Source organism: Bdellovibrionales bacterium (genome assembly GCA_016714165.1).
Taxonomy (GTDB): Bacteria; Bdellovibrionota; Bdellovibrionia; order Bdellovibrionales; family UBA1609; genus JADJVA01.
Window position 1 is genome coordinate 1 of the sequence record JADJNU010000005.1, and the last position, 16,854, is coordinate 16,854.

General features: G+C 43.9%; 18 protein-coding genes. 16 read left to right on the forward strand and 2 right to left on the reverse strand.

Annotation, left to right across the window (positions count from 1 at the left end; all coding sequences use genetic code 11):
- Positions 1–322: 322 nt before the first annotated feature.
- Positions 323–487 carry a sodium/proton-translocating pyrophosphatase gene (locus IPJ71_17765; GenBank protein MBK7845496.1) on the reverse strand — a complete coding sequence of 55 codons (165 nt, stop codon included), beginning with the start codon at positions 485–487 and terminating at the stop codon, positions 323–325.
- 1,538 nt (positions 488–2,025) lie between these two features.
- Between IPJ71_17765 and IPJ71_17770 the strand changes: the two genes are divergently transcribed.
- The 7 genes from IPJ71_17770 (at position 2,026) to IPJ71_17800 (ending at position 5,461) form a co-directional block, all read left to right on the forward strand.
- On the forward strand, positions 2,026–2,436 hold the full coding sequence (locus IPJ71_17770) for an AAA family ATPase (GenBank protein ID MBK7845497.1): 411 nt from the start codon (positions 2,026–2,028) through the stop codon (positions 2,434–2,436).
- An 86-nt stretch (positions 2,437–2,522) separates the two neighbouring features.
- Positions 2,523–2,945, forward strand: a complete 423-nt coding sequence (locus IPJ71_17775) for a hypothetical protein (protein MBK7845498.1) — start codon at positions 2,523–2,525, stop codon at positions 2,943–2,945.
- Positions 2,932–3,309, forward strand: a complete 378-nt coding sequence (locus IPJ71_17780; protein MBK7845499.1) for a hypothetical protein — start codon at positions 2,932–2,934, stop codon at positions 3,307–3,309. Before IPJ71_17775 ends, IPJ71_17780 begins: the two co-directional genes overlap by 14 nt.
- 100 nt (positions 3,310–3,409) lie before the next feature.
- Positions 3,410–3,670, forward strand: a complete 261-nt coding sequence (locus tag IPJ71_17785; protein ID MBK7845500.1) for a hypothetical protein — start codon at positions 3,410–3,412, stop codon at positions 3,668–3,670.
- 46 nt (positions 3,671–3,716) lie between these two features.
- Positions 3,717–4,337: a hypothetical protein gene (locus tag IPJ71_17790; GenBank protein MBK7845501.1), complete on the forward strand. Its 621-nt coding sequence runs from the start codon at positions 3,717–3,719 to the stop codon at positions 4,335–4,337.
- 291 nt (positions 4,338–4,628) lie between these two features.
- Positions 4,629–4,883 carry a hypothetical protein gene (locus IPJ71_17795; GenBank protein ID MBK7845502.1) on the forward strand — a complete coding sequence of 85 codons (255 nt, stop codon included), beginning with the start codon at positions 4,629–4,631 and terminating at the stop codon, positions 4,881–4,883.
- 137 nt (positions 4,884–5,020) lie between these two features.
- Complete coding sequence (locus IPJ71_17800) at positions 5,021–5,461, forward strand: hypothetical protein (protein ID MBK7845503.1); 441 nt, start codon at positions 5,021–5,023, stop codon at positions 5,459–5,461.
- Between the two features lie 82 nt (positions 5,462–5,543).
- Here IPJ71_17800 and IPJ71_17805 read toward each other — a convergent pair whose 3' ends face one another.
- Entirely contained in the window at positions 5,544–5,942 is a 399-nt protein-coding gene (locus tag IPJ71_17805; GenBank protein MBK7845504.1) for an excisionase family DNA-binding protein, read from the reverse strand.
- A gap of 230 nt (positions 5,943–6,172) precedes the next feature.
- Between IPJ71_17805 and IPJ71_17810 the strand changes: the two genes are divergently transcribed.
- The 9 genes from IPJ71_17810 (at position 6,173) to IPJ71_17850 (ending at position 16,373) form a co-directional block, all read left to right on the forward strand.
- Complete coding sequence (locus IPJ71_17810; GenBank protein MBK7845505.1) at positions 6,173–9,046, forward strand: DEAD/DEAH box helicase family protein; 2,874 nt, start codon at positions 6,173–6,175, stop codon at positions 9,044–9,046.
- 375 nt (positions 9,047–9,421) lie between these two features.
- The gene (locus IPJ71_17815; GenBank protein ID MBK7845506.1) at positions 9,422–10,846 is read left to right on the forward strand and encodes a hypothetical protein; all 1,425 of its coding nucleotides are present in this window, start codon (positions 9,422–9,424) and stop codon (positions 10,844–10,846) included.
- Between the two features lie 52 nt (positions 10,847–10,898).
- Complete coding sequence (locus tag IPJ71_17820) at positions 10,899–11,129, forward strand: hypothetical protein (GenBank protein ID MBK7845507.1); 231 nt, start codon at positions 10,899–10,901, stop codon at positions 11,127–11,129.
- Between the two features lie 298 nt (positions 11,130–11,427).
- Positions 11,428–11,826, forward strand: coding sequence for a hypothetical protein (locus IPJ71_17825; GenBank protein ID MBK7845508.1), 399 nt, complete (start codon positions 11,428–11,430; stop codon positions 11,824–11,826).
- Positions 11,827–12,211: 385 nt separating this feature from the next.
- Entirely contained in the window at positions 12,212–12,526 is a 315-nt protein-coding gene (locus tag IPJ71_17830) for a hypothetical protein (protein ID MBK7845509.1), read from the forward strand.
- A gap of 371 nt (positions 12,527–12,897) precedes the next feature.
- The gene (locus IPJ71_17835; protein ID MBK7845510.1) at positions 12,898–13,383 is read left to right on the forward strand and encodes a hypothetical protein; all 486 of its coding nucleotides are present in this window, start codon (positions 12,898–12,900) and stop codon (positions 13,381–13,383) included.
- Positions 13,384–13,390: 7 nt separating this feature from the next.
- Positions 13,391–14,458, forward strand: coding sequence for a DEAD/DEAH box helicase family protein (locus tag IPJ71_17840; protein ID MBK7845511.1), 1,068 nt, complete (start codon positions 13,391–13,393; stop codon positions 14,456–14,458).
- A gap of 108 nt (positions 14,459–14,566) precedes the next feature.
- Complete coding sequence (locus IPJ71_17845) at positions 14,567–15,718, forward strand: hypothetical protein (protein ID MBK7845512.1); 1,152 nt, start codon at positions 14,567–14,569, stop codon at positions 15,716–15,718.
- Between the two features lie 241 nt (positions 15,719–15,959).
- The gene (locus tag IPJ71_17850) at positions 15,960–16,373 is read left to right on the forward strand and encodes a hypothetical protein (GenBank protein MBK7845513.1); all 414 of its coding nucleotides are present in this window, start codon (positions 15,960–15,962) and stop codon (positions 16,371–16,373) included.
- The last annotated feature ends 481 nt before the right edge of the window (positions 16,374–16,854 follow it).

Consider the following 16,854-nt stretch of genomic DNA (forward strand, 5'->3'; position numbering starts at 1 on the left):
CTGGCCCAACATTAAGTAGCTCACTATACATAACTCCAATTAGAAAGGAGGCAGGGAAATCCCCACCCATACAAGCCCAATTAGGGGGCTTCAAAATCAAAATGCTTAGCTTGGGAATATTTGGCTTTAAGAAATGGCCATAGTGACCCAATATGATCCAATAGATCGGAAGAATCATAGGAACCCTTGCAAAAATCCAAACAATAAATTTGGCTTGCAATGTCTGTCCTTCTCCCATCAGAAACGCGCCTTCAGGAACCATTGCGTTCCGACGGCGAAGATAATAAAGGAAATAAGGGCTACTCGACCAACACCATAAGTCTCAAAACCGGCCGCTGTTGGGCCTACTGAGGTCCCCCGCGTTGTCGCCCACACAATCAGCTATGACACCAGGATTTCTCACGTCATCCTCCTTGATCTGAATACGATCTTCATCAGATCGAGCCGATATCTGAGATTTTGTGAAAATCCCTCCGCAAACACGCAAAGCTCAGGGCACCAGAGATTCCCCAATGGCGATCCAATGAAGCGGGAACCCGCCGCCTCGGCGAGCTTAAAAAACAAAAATCAGGATCGCGGGAACCAGCTCAACACAAATCAATACGACCCCGATCGACATACCCGCACGAAGGGACCTCCATTACAGGATAGGGTTTGCCTGCCAGAGAAGAGAAACTGGTGCGACTGTTTGCGTGGGTGTTAAGTCAATTCAAACCAAGCTACAAAAAGAAGCGAGAATCCCCCAAACCGACCAAAAGAGAATGAGAGCCACCCGTTCAAGCCTTCTGTCAACAAACCGAAATAACCGATAATGCATACGCCAATGCAAGCTTCAGAACCACAAATAGCTTCCCTGTTCAAACAGAAGTTAGGTTTTGCAGGTCTCATAAATTAAGATTGGAGACCTCAAGCATTGATTTGAACAGGCAAACTTCTTACACAGAGGAACTCCTTAAGACCAAAAATGATGCAAACCGCAGCAGGCCACCGAACACCAAGATCTGGGGTTCACAAGATCGCCCATCAATGGAAAATGAACGTCCAAATTAGGCAAAATCAAATCAGCCTCTGAGCCAAATGCAAGACCTGCTAGGCCCAAAGCAAAGACCGCAACAGCAAACGAAATAGGGTTTCCACGTCAACTTCATATCGTCCTCTTATGTCAGTTAGAAAATTCTTTTGTTTGGAGTTGCTGTTCTTAGCTTCACAGCAGTCAGCTTGTCAAAAATTTCCTGAATAATTTCCTGGAGTAATACGAAGCAACGCGACGTATAATCATAAGGAAGAATCCTCTCACGATTCAGATGCCCGGGGAATCCATCTAAAGGCACTTTTTGAGAGTACAATTTTGCGATGAGCCATTTGGATTCTGGAGGGCAATGAGACTGCAAGCGAAGACTGGAAATCTCACCATTCAGTCCCGATCTGGGCCCCGTCGCTAACACTCTGGGAAACCCTATGAATATAGACACAGTCCTCACCTTTCTCGCATAGCCACCCTCCCTACAAGATGGTCGCCATAAATTTCAATGGCGTTTAGCAAAAAGCGAAGTAACGAACCTAGCAGGTTCTCCTGACTCGCAGAGTCCATTTTCGACCGCCAGTTGCCAAATCGCCTTCGAAAGCCTTGATTGGCATATGTATAGGGACATGCACAGGCATAAAGAGAAATACGCATATGGATGATATTACCGCTGTTAAAAAATCCGAAAGGCCCCAGGTCTCTTGTCCTGACTCATCGAAGAGGCCCAAAGTCGAATGAGCTGGAGAGCACTCAGATCCCCATTTCTCCCATTTAATGTGACCCTCGGCCAATCAGCCAATCATAAGTGGCTGGCTAATCATCTATGGCTGATGCCAATAGACTTAGGGACGGTAAAGTAAAAATTTTGCTTTACCGAAGCTCGTCACTATTTCACCATAATGTTAAATGGACCTTTATTCGAAATAGCAGGCCAATTACGAAAGCCCCAATGGAGGCGGGTTTATTGGATTTCCACGCAAGAACTATCCGATTCGTTAATTGTGACTCCTCAACGAATTAGCGCTTTAAGCAAGGCTAATATTCTTGATGAAGAATCAAGTCTCAAGAACAAATGTACGCGGCGGCGTTCAGCTTTTCAGTCACCGCGGTATAGTTATTCAAACAAGAAGACAATCGCGATCAGCAACAATAAGGGTGGAGTAGGCAAGACCTCCATCGCCACTTCTATGGCCCGCAGAATGGTAGACCTCGGTTTTGAGGTACTTGTGGTTGATTTGGACCCACAGGCAAACAGTACCATGTTTTTTCTTAACGATGAAAGTCTCCAAAAGAAGATCAGATACGTGCTCCACGATGTGATCACTGGAAAGTGCAATATCGAAGATGCTGTCATTGATGTCGATGATGGCCTCAAGGTGCTGCCATCTAGTCTGCTCAACTCCACGTCTTGAAACTGAGTTGAGTGGGTTTCAGAAGAATCCTGCAACCTACATTGAAACCTCATTAAAGATCAGAATTCCAATTTTGTTATTTTGACATGTCGCCCAGTTTTTCACAGATCAATTTTCTTGGAAGTTTGGCAGCGGATCTCATTATTATCCCCACTCTCTTGACCAGGTTTAGCATCGAGGGAGTCCAGATGACTCTGGAATCTTTGCGAGAGTGGCTGATGGAATATGAATTTTACCAGCCGGAGGTGAGAATTCTCATCAACCAACTGGATAACCGCCTGTCGTCCCAGCTCGGCTGGGTCGTGTCCTTAAAGGAATCCCTCGGAACATTAGAGAGCAACACGAAAGCAGAACTGTTTTCCACGGTAATTCGTGCAGACAATACGATAAATCGTGTTCAGTCTGGACAGTCAGACCTGTCGCCAACTTCAAATTTCTATAAAGACATCGCTCAACTCGTTGACGAGATCATTGGCCTTTCCAAACTCCCAGCTGATGTTAGTCAGTAAGCCTAAGGCAGACGGGACATGGCTAAGCTTGACGATCTCTAGAAAAGGCATCGAAGGGACCAAAGGTGCCCTCGGTGCGCACTGGAAAAAAGGGCTATGGAATAAAGGAGACCATGGCCTCCTTGAAGGCCAGCGAAGAAAGAAGAGACTCTGGAAAGAGACTTCTACAAACCTTGACGCCGATGTGAAACCTTTAATGGTCTCTGATCTCAAGAGCGAACTGAATCCTAAAATCGATTTAAACGATCGAGGATTGTCGACAGAGAACGTTGATCTACCCCTTCTAATGACATGGCAATTTTCAATTCAGAGGCTTCTGATGCCTCTGAAAAAAGCGAACACAAAAAGCGAACACAAAAAATGAAGAAAGCGAACACAATCTCGCTGATAGTGTAGATCTGAATCGCAATCACTTTGTTTTTCCATCGCCAAATCTCACTCTAAAAGATACCTCAAATGAGGTTATGCGAACACAGATAGCGAACACAGATAGCGAACACACTGACGACTTATCTAATGGACAGACCCACGCGGATTTTCTGAACAATCCGAACACAGATAGCGAACACAAAGATGGTGAAAAGCGAACACAAATAGCGAACACAATTTTTGATATACATAGTGATTCTAATGAATTAGACAATAATGATGGATTGACAACCACGCAGAACTCAAATCCTAATCGAACACAAATAGCGAACACAAAAATAGTTCATTCTCGTTAAATAGAATTGATAGCGAACACAAAATGATTTAAAGCGAACACATTCTTTGTTAGAGAAACGCGATCAACGGTCTCAATACCCCAAGAATCATCTAGAATTCGAAATTCAAAATACTGGCAAGAGTTTTATAAATGCGAACACAGATAGCGAACACAAAGATGGTATAAAGCGAACACAGCAGGAATCGAACACAGATAGCGAACACCACACGAACACAAAGCGAACACTACACTGGACACAAAACCCGAACACACCGTCCAGCCAAATTTATCGAACTGATCACTCCGTGCAAAATCTTTCAGGCAATCGCCTAAAGATCTTTGAAAGTATTCTTGAGCTCTGTTTGCAATCAAGAAGCCGCACGATTTCGACAACTCATGAATACCTCGCAAAGGCTTCAAACATTAGGCTTGGCTCAGTAAAAACAACGACACAACGGATGAAATTAGACGGTTTTCTCACAAAAAGGCCGCTTGGATTAGGAAGGGGATGTCTCATCGAATTTGGCATTCCAGATCAGCATTTTGATGGCTACCTGGCCATACAAATGACCTCTAAAGCGAACACAAAAATCCCTCAAAGCGAACACAAAGCGAACACGTTACCGGACACAACGCGCTCTAGTAGTAGTAGTGTAAATTTAATTAAAAAATACTACTACTACTAACAACCAACCATCAGAAGCAAACCAAAACCCTGCACTCTCGTTAGGACCAGTAGATCTCCCAATTGATTGGTCAGATATTCAAATACCTCCTTCTCTCCAGGATATCGGATTTGGAAGAACACAAATTCGACAGCTTTTCCATACGGGTACACTTTTAGCGTCGGAAGTGCAGGACTCTTTAGATGCCTTTGCTTACGATCTTGATTCAGGACGGGTAAAAAGCCGGGGATCCAAGTTAGGCTTTCTGATGGGCATTCTGAGACGTTCTGGAACCTATGTTTCGAAGCCTACATGAGCGAACTTAAAATGCAGGTAGAGGCAAATGAGCTTCGCAGACGCGAAACAATGGACCTTCGTCGTAAAACAGAAGAGTCAGCCTTGATCGCGGCGGCCACCGAAATATTTGAAAAATTGACAGACGACGAAAAAAGACGCTTAGTGCCAGAGACGCATCTTGCAAAGTTAGGCAGCGTCTCATATCAAAAACTAGTCTTGGCAAGAATTATTGAAAACGAAAAAGTGCGCCACGGTGCCAATATCTTCTGATCAAGATCTTAACCAGATGGACCATCTTGATAAACGATTAGGCGCATTTTTCTATTGTTTCGGGGATTAAAAGAAATTAAAAGTAAGGCGCTTCATTACGCAACCGGCAAATATTTCCGGAGAAGGTGGGAGACGATATGCAGCTTATGGACTTCTTGTCTCAAATGGATCGGACTTCTGTGAATCTTGAATACGCGAAAAATCAACTTGAGCAGGCTAGACTTAAGTTTGAACAGGCAAAAACTGAGTTTGATGAGACGCTGATGCTGGCTGATAAGTTCAACCTTTCAAAGGCTAAGCTAAAAAAACTAACCGATGATCGAATTCAATCTCTCAGGGAGAATGTGGGAGGACTCATCGGAGCGGAGCAAGCGACAGAATCATCAAAGTCGCCCAAGTTAAAGCCGAAGAAGTCCGCTGTTAAGAAAATATCAAATAAGAAGGAGCCGGAGTCGGAAGGTGGAATTGATACAGACAGTCATGGTGGCGCTCTTTTTGAAGGTCAAGAGGCTGAATCGGTAGAGGAACTTGCAGTCAAACAATCTGAGATTTCTGGAAGTTCTGGTCTGAATCACTAGCTGCGAGCCTGATGTTTTCAAAATGGTGGCGCGAATTATTATTCCTTTTTCATGCAGTGCTTCCTTTCGTAGGCCTTTAGGTTCAGTTCGGAAAGCGAGAGTGGCGGCCCCTTGTTCTAGTGCAAGTCAGGAGGCCCTTCTCAACCAAACGATGTACCGTCATGCGACTGACACCGAGTCGCTCCGCTACCTCAGAGGCTGTCATATATTGAATTCTCCCCCCATCAACTGACATTTTCTGCTTAGACGGGGAGGGAGCACTTTTCCCAGCGGACTGATGTTCCAGAAGTCTTTTCTGAACTTTAAGCCAAACATTTGCGAGTGCGGTGGCAATTTTAAGAACATATTCGGGGTTTAGTTTGCCTTGGGTAGGGGCGTTTTCAACGACACTAATACCCAAATCAGGCACAGAAAGAACAATAAAATCAAGATGTTGCTTTATGACAACAGGATAATGAAGCGAGGACAATCTAGGTTTCACACATCGAATCGTAACAAACGTAACATCAAAGTAACAGCCAAACTCCAATTTTTACGCTTCAAATCATGTATGATTATTGCAGTTTTCTTACGTCAATTGAACTTGACACTGCGCATTTAATTGCCCTAGATTCAGCCACCCTGATTTTGATGGCTCCTCTCAAGAATTGTGGCTAATGGGAAGATTTAGGGGAAGTTGTCTTTTTCGGGCCTCGTAATGGGAGCAAATCAGTGCCGTCTTTGAGAATATTGGCTTTTTTTTCAGCTGCGATCATTCTGGGTAGTTTTGGTCATTGGTTTGAAGCCAGGGCCTCCTCGTCAAATTCTAAGTCTTGCAGATTATTTGTAACAGACTCAGCCAGGCCTGAAGAATCCACCCTTCCCTATAATGGCCTTTCCCAGTGGCTTTCAAAAGAACCTTTGTTTTCTGGTCTTCCGTGGACCGTGACCTCAGAAGGGATAAGTCTTAAAGGGTTGGTGATTCAGTCGACAGAGGACGTTGAGGCAAGGCTTGTGATATCCCCTGAGCTCAAGCGACTCTATTGGCCAAGCCGTGGCCTCACGGATGGAGTCTCTGCTGGAGATATTATTCTCCAGGCTTTGGTTGGAACGCAATTTCACCCCTACAATTCAACAGCCAGTGGGCCAAAAATTCTAAAAGATTCTCAAAAAGAAGCCGTTGCAGTCATAGAATCTTTTCGTAACCGTGGCCGTGATAGGATATTGCTGGTAGCCCCTCCCGGGTTTGGTAAGACCGAGGTTGCAGTTGAATTTTTATCTAAGTCTAGATCCGCTTCAGGTCTTCGCCTTATTATTGCAGACCGAGTCCTTAATCTAAGAGACTTTTCAGAGAGTCTAAATCTTAAGGGTATTCCACACGGTCTTTGGTCGGCAAAATCTCAAGAGCCTCCTAATTTAAGAGCGGCCGTTCCGGAATCCATGTCAGGTGAAAAATATGTCGTCACAACGACGGCCACCCTTAGAAATCAATTTAAAAGTTTGAATGAGAAAGAAAGAGGGGAACTCGCGAGGGTCTTAAAAGTGATGGTCTATGATGAAAGCCAACATTTGGGAGCTCCCCTCATGCGCGAATTCTTAGAAGACATAAGTGCTCGGGATGATTTTTCTGGGTTTATTCTTGGTCTTACGGCAACTCCTGTCCACCGAGACATCTCTCTTCAGGAGATGTTCTACAATCAGAGCTATTGGGTTCATCTTGACCGTGCGGATAATGTGATGAATCAGACTGAGTTTCTCGAAAGAAATGTCAGCGATGTGGTTGAGCAGCTTTATCGGACTTTTTCAAAGGGAGAGCTGACTCCATTTGATCAGTTGTTTTTTCTCTCAAAAGAGATCTTTGAGATTGAGGATCTCTTTGTTCAAGGTCTGGACAATCTTGATGTGCCAGGCGGTCGCTACGTCATAAATCCAAAACATTACGAATATATTGCTCGGTTTTTAAAGAGTCTGATTCAAGAAAAAAATAAGATACTGATTGTCGCAAACTCAATTGAAGAAGCTGAATCATTGAGCAAGGTTTTTAAGAACATTTTCTCAGACTTTTTTGTCGATTTTATCCACTCAAAGCAGGAGATGGACGCAAACTTAGAAATTTTGGAGAATTTTAAGAAATCACAAAAGGGAATAATTGTTTCGGTCCGTATGCTCGATGAGGGGGTTAATTTATCAGATCTTGATTTATTGATCGATCTTAACTCCTCGGCCAGTGTCACTCAGTTTTTGCAAAGACTGGGTCGATTATTGCGTCTTAGGGAAGGAAAAACTTGGGTTGAAGCTGTGAGTTTAGTGGTGATCAATGAGGAAACAGCAAGTGAATTGCTGATCCTCATGAATGAACTAAAAAATATTAGCCAACCCCGGTCGAACGGACGAAGACAACTTGAGAGAATATTTCCAGCGGTTTCAACGGTTGGTTTCAATCAGGATATCTTAGCTAAAGTTTCGTGGGGCAGGCTGGAATCCAGCATTCAGCAGTTCTGGCAAAAAAGCCGGAATAAATGGCGAAGTTTTGAAGCAGCAAGGGAATGGGCAAGGGGAAGTGGTATTCAATCTTCAATTGAATGGAATAAGGCCTCAAAAAAAGGTCTCCTTCCTGTGGATATCCCAAGTAGTCCACGTGACGTGTATTCAGGAGAGTTCCAAGGTTGGGGAGATTGGCTGTCTACTGGCAGTCATTCGCGTTGGGGTATGCAATGGCGAACCTTTGAAGGAGCAAGGGAATGGGCAAGGGAGAGCGGAATTAAATCCAGTACTGAGTGGATTAAGGCCTCAAAAGAAGGCCTCCTTCCTCAGGATATTCCATCTAACCCAGGTAGTGTGTACCGAAGTCAGTTCCAAGGCTGGAAGGATTGGCTTGGTACGGGCTGGCGATCTTTTGAAGAAGCAAGGGAATGGGCAAGGGGAAGTGGAATTAAATCTAGTTCCGAATGGAGGAAGGCATCAACTGAAGGTCGGCTTCCAGAGGATATTCCAAGTATCCCAAGTAGGGTGTACCGAGAAGACTTCAAAAATTGGAAAGAATGGCTTGGTACGGGCAGGCGTTCTCCTCGCTGGGATATTCAATGGCGATCTTTTGAAGCAGCAAGAGAATGGGCTAGGGGAAGTGGCATTAAATCTGGTCCTGAGTGGATTAAGGCCTCAAAAGAAGGTCTCCTTCCTCAGGATATTCCAACTGGCCCGCGTAACGTTTACCCAGGAGAGTTCCATGGTTGGGAAGATTGGCTTGGTACGGGCTGGCGATCTTTTGAAGCAGCAAGGGAATGGGCAAGGGGAAGTGGAATTAAATCTTACTTTGAATGGATTAAGGCCTCAAAAAAAGGCCTGCTTCCTGAGGATATTCCAAGTAACTTAAATAAGGTGTACCGAGGACAATTCCAAGGTTGGAAGGATTGGCTTGGTACCGGTTGGCGATCTTTTGAAGCAGCAAGGGAATGGGCAAGGGGAAGTGGAATTAAATCTAGTTCTGAATGGAGGAAGGCCTCAACTGAAGGCCAGCTTCCTCAGGATATCCCAAGTAAACCAAAAGACGTGTACCGAGGACAGTTTCAAGGTTGGAAAGACTGGCTTGGTAAAGAGATCAAGTGAACCAGCACTCGAGATAGTGCTATTTTACTAGGTTCAGACGGATCCCTTTCGTCAGAAGCTTCAGCGCATTACAATCATCCAGACAGATTATAGGAATTTTCTTACATAAATGAAAACAATTGACAAGAATAGTGCATTACGTCATAAGGGGCCACCCAAGGTGTGGGGGAATGCCCAATTTAGATTTTCTCATCGCGCCCTGTCTGTGTGCCCGGGATTCAAGAAAAGGGATTTTAATGTGAAAGAAATTATTGATTGTCTGCTTATTAGGTCTATCTACCACGGCTATTTTAGCTGAGGAGCCCGGGCCGAATAAGCTCGTTCAAAGCCACATTTGTGTATCACTGTTTTAAATAGTTTCTATTGGAGAATGATATGAAAATGATTTTTAGAATGCCTCTGATCTTCTTGGCCGTCTTATCTTTCTGTGGGTGCAGTGAAAATAGATCGGAGAAAGGCAATCCAACTCCCGAACCCAAAGTCCAAAAAAATGATGATAAAAGCACCGCTGGCGGAAAGCCCAGTCTGGAGCTGGGGCCCGAAGAACGTCTGCACGATGCCGAGGTGAAGTTACGACAGTATTTGCAAGTTAATTCAGAGGACAAAGTGAATTTTGAACTTAAGCTGAGAGAAACTGGCTCAGACATTGATTCAATTTCAGAATTCAAGGTTACATCATTTTATTACAATCGTTGCGATCAAATATTCACAACATTCCTTGGTAACGATCAAGAATCGTTTTCATCCGACCGAATTTTGTCCGCTCTCAAGTCGGTACTAAACTCAGGCGACCAAAATGAAGTTGGACCTCAGAGACGTCAAACAATACTATTTCTGGGCTGTTTGACAGCGAGCCCGACTATTCAGAAACTCCTGTTTCATAACGATATTAATGATCTCAAATCAATACTTGCTGCGATTGAGGATATAAATAAAGATGTTGTTTCTCGTTGGAAAGATAATTCCCTCGGAGAATACGACTACGTACTGGCTGATTTTGGCTATACGTCCAGAAATTTGATTTCTCATTCAATTTTGGATTTATCTCATTCTTTGTGCAAGGAATATCCGTTTTTGCTGGATAACGGTGAAATCGGTTTAATATCAGGCTATATGAGAATCCGACAGCACTTAGATAAAATTCTGGAAATTCTTAAATTAAATGAAGACGGCGTTCCACAAATTGCTTTGGATTTGAATACGATTTCAGAACAACTTCACAACATCGCGGCAGAAACCAAGATACAAGACACTTCAGAAAGTGTGAGCCCCGTGACGAAATTAGCGCGGGACTACATGGGAAGAAACATTGTACGTAAAATAAATCAGGTTTTACGCCAAGCCAATGAAATTCCGCGAATAGACGATACGAAATCGTATGAGGATTTCCGAAATGCACTAAAGAACTTCCACTCGCTCGTTATGAAATTCAACCTCCATTTTCACGTTGAGATAGAATCATTCGACGCAAATGAAGGTGCCAAAAATGATTTTTCAGAGATCGACCAAATTACTAGCCAGATGGAACCAACAGGGAAAAAATTTGGTCTTTCGTTATTACGTTTTCGATCCCAATTTGAGGAACATTATTCACAGGATTATCTGAACGGCATATTGGAAATTGGAAGCCGCCACCAGCAAGGCACAGCGAACGTCAACAGAGGTATTAAAAGTAACCAATTTGGCTACGAAACTGACTACGTATCTGACTCATCTCAAAACCTGAATCCAGAAAAATTAAGCAAGTGCTTTGGTAATCCGAGCATAGATTTACCTGGTGAAGGTGCAGATCAAAAATAGTTGTTTGTATATGTGAGATTCCGCAGTAGAGCTTCCATTTCATTTGCGGCCAGTGAACGGATACAATTGGACAGATGGACGTAGGATTCGACCCATTTCTACCCTCGACCAACAAAAGTTTGGAGGTGAATTTGAAGTTCAACTGCGAAATGTCACCATCAAGGTGCGAGTAAATATCTTTGGGCGCATATATGAAGAGTTTAAAGGGCTTGATGCCGCTCAGCGAATTATCATCGAGTGCTTCGGCCCAAGCGCGCAAGAAATCTACGGAAGCAGCCCTTAGCTCCTTCAAATCGAAGCTAGATTCAAATGACCTCTGATCCCATTTCTTTGGGAAAGGGAGAGCTCCGTTCGGACTCCTTAGAATTTCTCTAGAAAACCCAAAATTTGACTCCAACAGATAAAATTGGATAGATGGACGTAGGATTCGACCCATTTCTACCCTCGACCAACAAAAATTGAGAGGTGGATCTGAAGTTCGACTGCGAAATGTCACATTTTGAAGGAATCAAAGACTCAATCGACGAGGTAAGTTGATGGGTTACACATTTTTGCCTCTCTGAGAAAGAAAAAGTGAGCCTGTGAAGACAAAGAAGCCGGAAAAGAGCAAGGCTACACGAGTTGCGGCTGTATCCACACAACATGAACTGATTGAATGCGATTTGGAATTTCCAAGGCTTGTTGAGGAACTATCTGAGCTTGAAGCTCCAGAGATGGATCAACTTGAGGCTACAGTTGAAAAAATCAAGCAAATGACCTGGGATCAGGTATATAAGACCTCATCAAGAACCCAAAAGCGAGGTCTCAACTGGGAGCCGATTGAAGGCCAGCTCACGCAGTCAGGTAAAACCATAGCTTCCAATCGAATATCAAAGAAATTTCGTGCGAGGGTTTGTCGAGATGGAAAATTCATGGTGTTCATTTCCTTACATCCAGATCATGACAGTGCCTATAATGAAGGCGGTGGTGAAGACCTTTAGCTTCCCCAGTGCTTTCACTGCGAGGCTACACCTTGAAGGTGCACATTCGGCAAAATGACGGATTGGGCTTTCAAATTCGAGAGCCGCTGAGTCCTCGAGAGACGGTTATAAGCCTAAAAAAATCAATCAGGTGACGGTTTTTCTTAACTCGAGAGTGATGGCTCATCCAATTAAAATGTAACAATCGTGACGGGCGGGAAGGACATTATCGCCGTCAAATTCTGCGCCTTGTTAGCGCGAATTGAAATTAGCATGAATATTGCTGGAGGGAGGACTAGCAACGGTGCCAGTCCAATTGAAATGGTTTACGGAGCCTTTTGCATGCCGATTATTGGATTTTTTGTGTCACAAAGTGTAATTATAACCGAACCAAGGAGACCAAATTATGAAGAAATTAATACTGGTGGCAGCCCTACTGGGCGTAGTGCCATTATCAAGTTTCGCAGAAGAAACTAAAGGAATCGAAGGCCTTCGACGGTATAACTGCAATATCGTTTCAGAGACTGGTGAAATTGAGGCCGTCTTACCTGTCGAAAAGACAGTGTTGGCAGAATCTCAGAACCAAGCCACAGCTTTGTATCTCCTCCACATTGAAGCGAATGCGGTATCCAGGCTGGTATCCGTCCCTTACATGACTGCTGGGACTACCGTGACCAAATACGCTTCTTTGCGCGAAGTATCTTGCGAGTTAATTAAATAGCTTTCTCCGCCGTAATGCTATTCTAAGGTGGGCGCATGGTGTTACTTATTGTTCTATGCTTGAAAAGGCCCAGGAATCCTTACCTGGGCCTCTCCAGAGAACTTCAGACCCGTCCGCCCTTATTGTTTTACACGTTCACTGACCGCACCTAACGCGAAGATAGTGGTGAAGACCTTTAGCTTCCCCAGCGCTTACTTTGAGATGCCGTTCTTGAATGTAGGAATTTTCTTACATTAAATGAGGATTGACACTGCGCATTTAATTGCACTAGATTCAGCCACCCTGATTTTGATGGCTCCTCTCAATATTGCGGCTAATGGGAAGATTTATTGGAAGGTATCTTTTTCGGGCCTCATAATGGGAGCAAATCGGTGTCGTCTTTGAGAGTATTGGCTTTTTTTTCAGCTACGATGATTCCGGTTTTTTTGGGAAGTTGGTTTGAAGCCAGAGCTTCCTCGTTAAATTCTAAGTCTTGCAGATTATTTGTATCAGACTCATCCAAGCGTGAAGTATCCACCCTTTCCTATGGTGACCTTTCCCAGTGGCTTTCAAAAGAGCCTTTGTTTTCAAGTCTTCCCTGGGTGGTGACCTCAGAAGAGATAAGTCTTAAGGGGTTGGTGGTTCAGTCGACCGAGGAAGTTGAGGCAAGGCTTGTGATATCAACTGAGCTCAAGCGACTTTACTGGCCAAGTCGTGGCCTCACGGGTGGAGTCTCTCCCAGAGATATTATTCTACAAGCTTTAGTTGGAACGCAGTTTCATCCCTACAATTCAACAGCCGGTGGGCCAAAAATCCTAAAAGATTCTCAACGAGAGGCTGTTCGAGTCAGCAGAGTCTTTTCGCAACCGTGGTCGTGATAGAATATTGCTGGTAGCCCCTCCCGGGTTTGGCAAGACCGAGGTTGCAGTTGAATTTTTATATAAGGCTAGATCTGCTTCTGGTCTTCGCCTTATTATTGCAGACCGAGTACTTAATCTAAGAGATTTTTCAAAGAGTCTGAATCTCAGGGGTATTCCACATAGTCTGTGGTCGGCAAGTTCGCAAGAGCGTCCTAATTTAAGAGCGGCTGCGATCGAATCCAGGTCAGCTGAAAAATATGTCGTCACAACGACGGCCACCCTTAGAAATCAATTTAAAAGTTTGAAAGAGAAAGAAAGAGATGAACTCGCGAGCGTCTTAAAATTGATGGTCTATGATGAAAGCCAACATTTGGGAGCTCCTCTCATGCGTGAGTTTTTGGAAGACGTGAGTGCCAGGGATATTTATTCTGGGTTTATTCTGGGTCTTACGGCAACACCCGTCCATCGAGATGTCTCTCTTCAGGAGATGTTCTACAATCAGAGCTTTTGGGTTCATCTTGATAGCGCTGAAAAGGTGATGAATCAGACTGAATTTTTCGAAAGAAATGTCAGTGATGTGGTTGAGCAGCTTTATCAAACCTTTTCAAAGGGAGAGCTGACTCCATTTGATCAATTATTTTTTCTCTCAAAAGAGATCTTTGAAATTGAGGATCTCTTCGTTCAAGGTCTGGACAGTCTTGATGTACCAGGCGGCCGCTACGTGATAAATCCAAAATACTACGAATATATTGCTCGCTTTTTAAAGAGTTTGATTCAAGAGAAGAATAAGGTACTGATTGTTGCAAACTCAATTGAAGAGGCTGAGTCTTTGAGCGAGGTTTTCAAAAATGTATTTACAGATTTTTTCGTCGAGTTTATCCACTCAAAACAAGAGGTTGATAGAAATATAGAGATTTTAGAAAAGTTTAAAAAACCCCAAAGGGAATCATTCTGTCAGTTCGTATGCTTGATGAGGGGGTTAATCTATCAGATCTTGATCTATTGGTCGATCTTAACTCCACGGCCAGTGTCACTCAGTTTTTGCAAAGACTTGGTCGTCTTCTCCGACTTAAGGAAGGAAAGTCTTGGGTAGATGCTGTAAGCCTTGTTGAAATAAATGAAGACACAGCAGGAGAGTTGCTGAGCATCTTGGAGTGAGCTAAAAAACATAACTCAACCCAGATCAAATGGTCAAAAGCCATTGAAGAGGCAGTATCCATCAGTCTCGGCAGTAGGCATAGACCAACATATTTTCGCACAGGACTCGTGGAATAAGCTTGAATCAAGTATTCAACAGTTTTGGCAACGAAGGCAGTCCACGTGGCGGCCTTTTGAAGAGGCAAGAGAATGGGCGAGAAATAGCGGGATTAAATCCAGTCCTGAGTGGAAGAAGGCCTCAAAAGAGGGGCGTTTGCCTGTGGATATTCCGGGTGCTCCACATACTGTATATAAAGGAAAATTCAAAGGTTGGGGCGACTGGCTTGGGACAGGTAGGATTTCTAAACTTGGGACTGATTGGAGATCCTTTGAAGAAGCGAGAGAATGGGCGAGAAGTAGCGGGATTAAATCCAGTCGTCAGTGGAGGGAGGCCACTAAAGAAGTGCGTTTACCTGATGATATTCCAAGCTATCCCGATGTTGTGTATAAAGGAAAATTCAAAGGTTGGGGCGACTGGCTTGGGACAGGTAGGATATCTAAACTTGGGACTGATTGGAGATCCTTTGAAGAAGCGAGAGAATGGGCGAGAAGTAGCGGAATTAAATCCAGTACTGAGTGGATAAAGGCTTCAATAGAGGGGCGTCTCCCTGAAGATATTCCAAGTAATCCCAATGTTGTGTATAAAGGTAAATTTCAAGGTATGGGCGACTGGCTTGGGACTGAATGGCGATCCTTTGAAGAGGCGAGGGAATGGGCGAGAAGTAGCGGGATTAAATCCGGTCCTGAGTGGATAAAGGCTTCAATAGAGGGGCGTCTCCCTGAAGATATTCCGGGTACTCCAAGTACCGTATATAAAGGAAAATTCAAAGGTTGGGGCGACTGGCTTGGGACTGAATGGCGATCTTTTGAAGAAGCGAGAGAGTGGGCGAGAAGTAGCGGGATTAAATCCGGTCCTGAGTGGAATAAGGCCTCTAAAGAGGGGCGTCTCCTGAAGATATTCCAAGTAATCCCAATGTTGTGTATAAAGGTAGATTTCAAGGTATGGGCGACTGGCTTGGGACTGAATGGCGATCTTTTGAAAAAGCGAGAGAATGGGCGAGAAGTAGCGGGATTAAGTCCAGTTCTGAGTGGAAGAAGGCCTCAACAGAGGGCGTTTGCCTGTGGATATTCCGGGCAATCCCTATGCTGTGTATAAAGGCAAATTTCAGGGTATTGGCGACTGGCTTGGTAGAGAGATCAAGTGACACAGAACTTGAGAAGGTCCTTTTTTACTAGGTTCAGACGGATGCCTTTAGCCAGAAGCTCCAGCACGTCACAATCATCCAGATAGATTATTGGAGTTTTCTTACGTCGATGGCAGAAATAATGCTTGACGTTATTTAGCTCAACGAGTCATATGGCGGAAATCTACTCGATACCAGCCGAAGGAGGCGAAAATGAGAGTATCTAAAACTGCCATGATTCTTCTCGCCGCTTTTCCGTTCATTGGTATCTCAGGCTTAGCTGGCGAACACATTCCCATCATCAGCATTACTCCATCACCTTCACAAATTCAATTGGGTGAGAAGATTAACACCGAAGTTTCTATTGAGAATTCGGATGAGATCTTCGGGGACAATAATGGTTACGCCATTAAGGTTGAGGGGCCTTCGGCTCGCAAAGCCTATGACATGTTGAAGAATGTCGCCGCTAAGAAGTGGTATGCGACCGTTGATGTAAAAACGGGAAAAGATGTTGTTTGTGTTCATGGGGTGCAGAAGTATGGGTTTCGAAAAACGAAAGAAAGAGATACTTATACATGTTGGTTTAAATTTGAAACTGAAGTGGGTTCAGTTGAGTCATCAGAATAATTAAAAATACGAAAGTAAAGTATAGATGAGCGCGTCCAATCGGCCTTCCTTAATTTTTTAACCACGAGGTGAAGTGGTGGATAGCAAATTGATTTTGTGTATAGGCTTAGCTTTTGGGTCTGCAGCTGGAGCAGTGGAGTTGAAAACACTGAATGTCGGAGACCGTGGAATATTAACGGGTCCAATTGAGGAAGCAAAATTACCTGTATAGATAAGCAAACACGTGAAGTAAATGAATTTTCAGCCACTCTCGCTCCCTTGAATTCGTTTGGTCTTGAAGTAATAGGTGTGGATGACCTGACCGTAGTTGCTGTATACTGGCCCAGAGGCAATTTGAGCGAAATATTTGCCAAATACAAAGTCACATTTAAAAGTGAAGGACTTGACATAGGGATGGGTGCCCTTGTGCTATCAATGTTTCTAAACCGGAATTTGGATTTAGAATAAATAAAGACTCTTCCAAATGAAGTAGGGTGAGCGC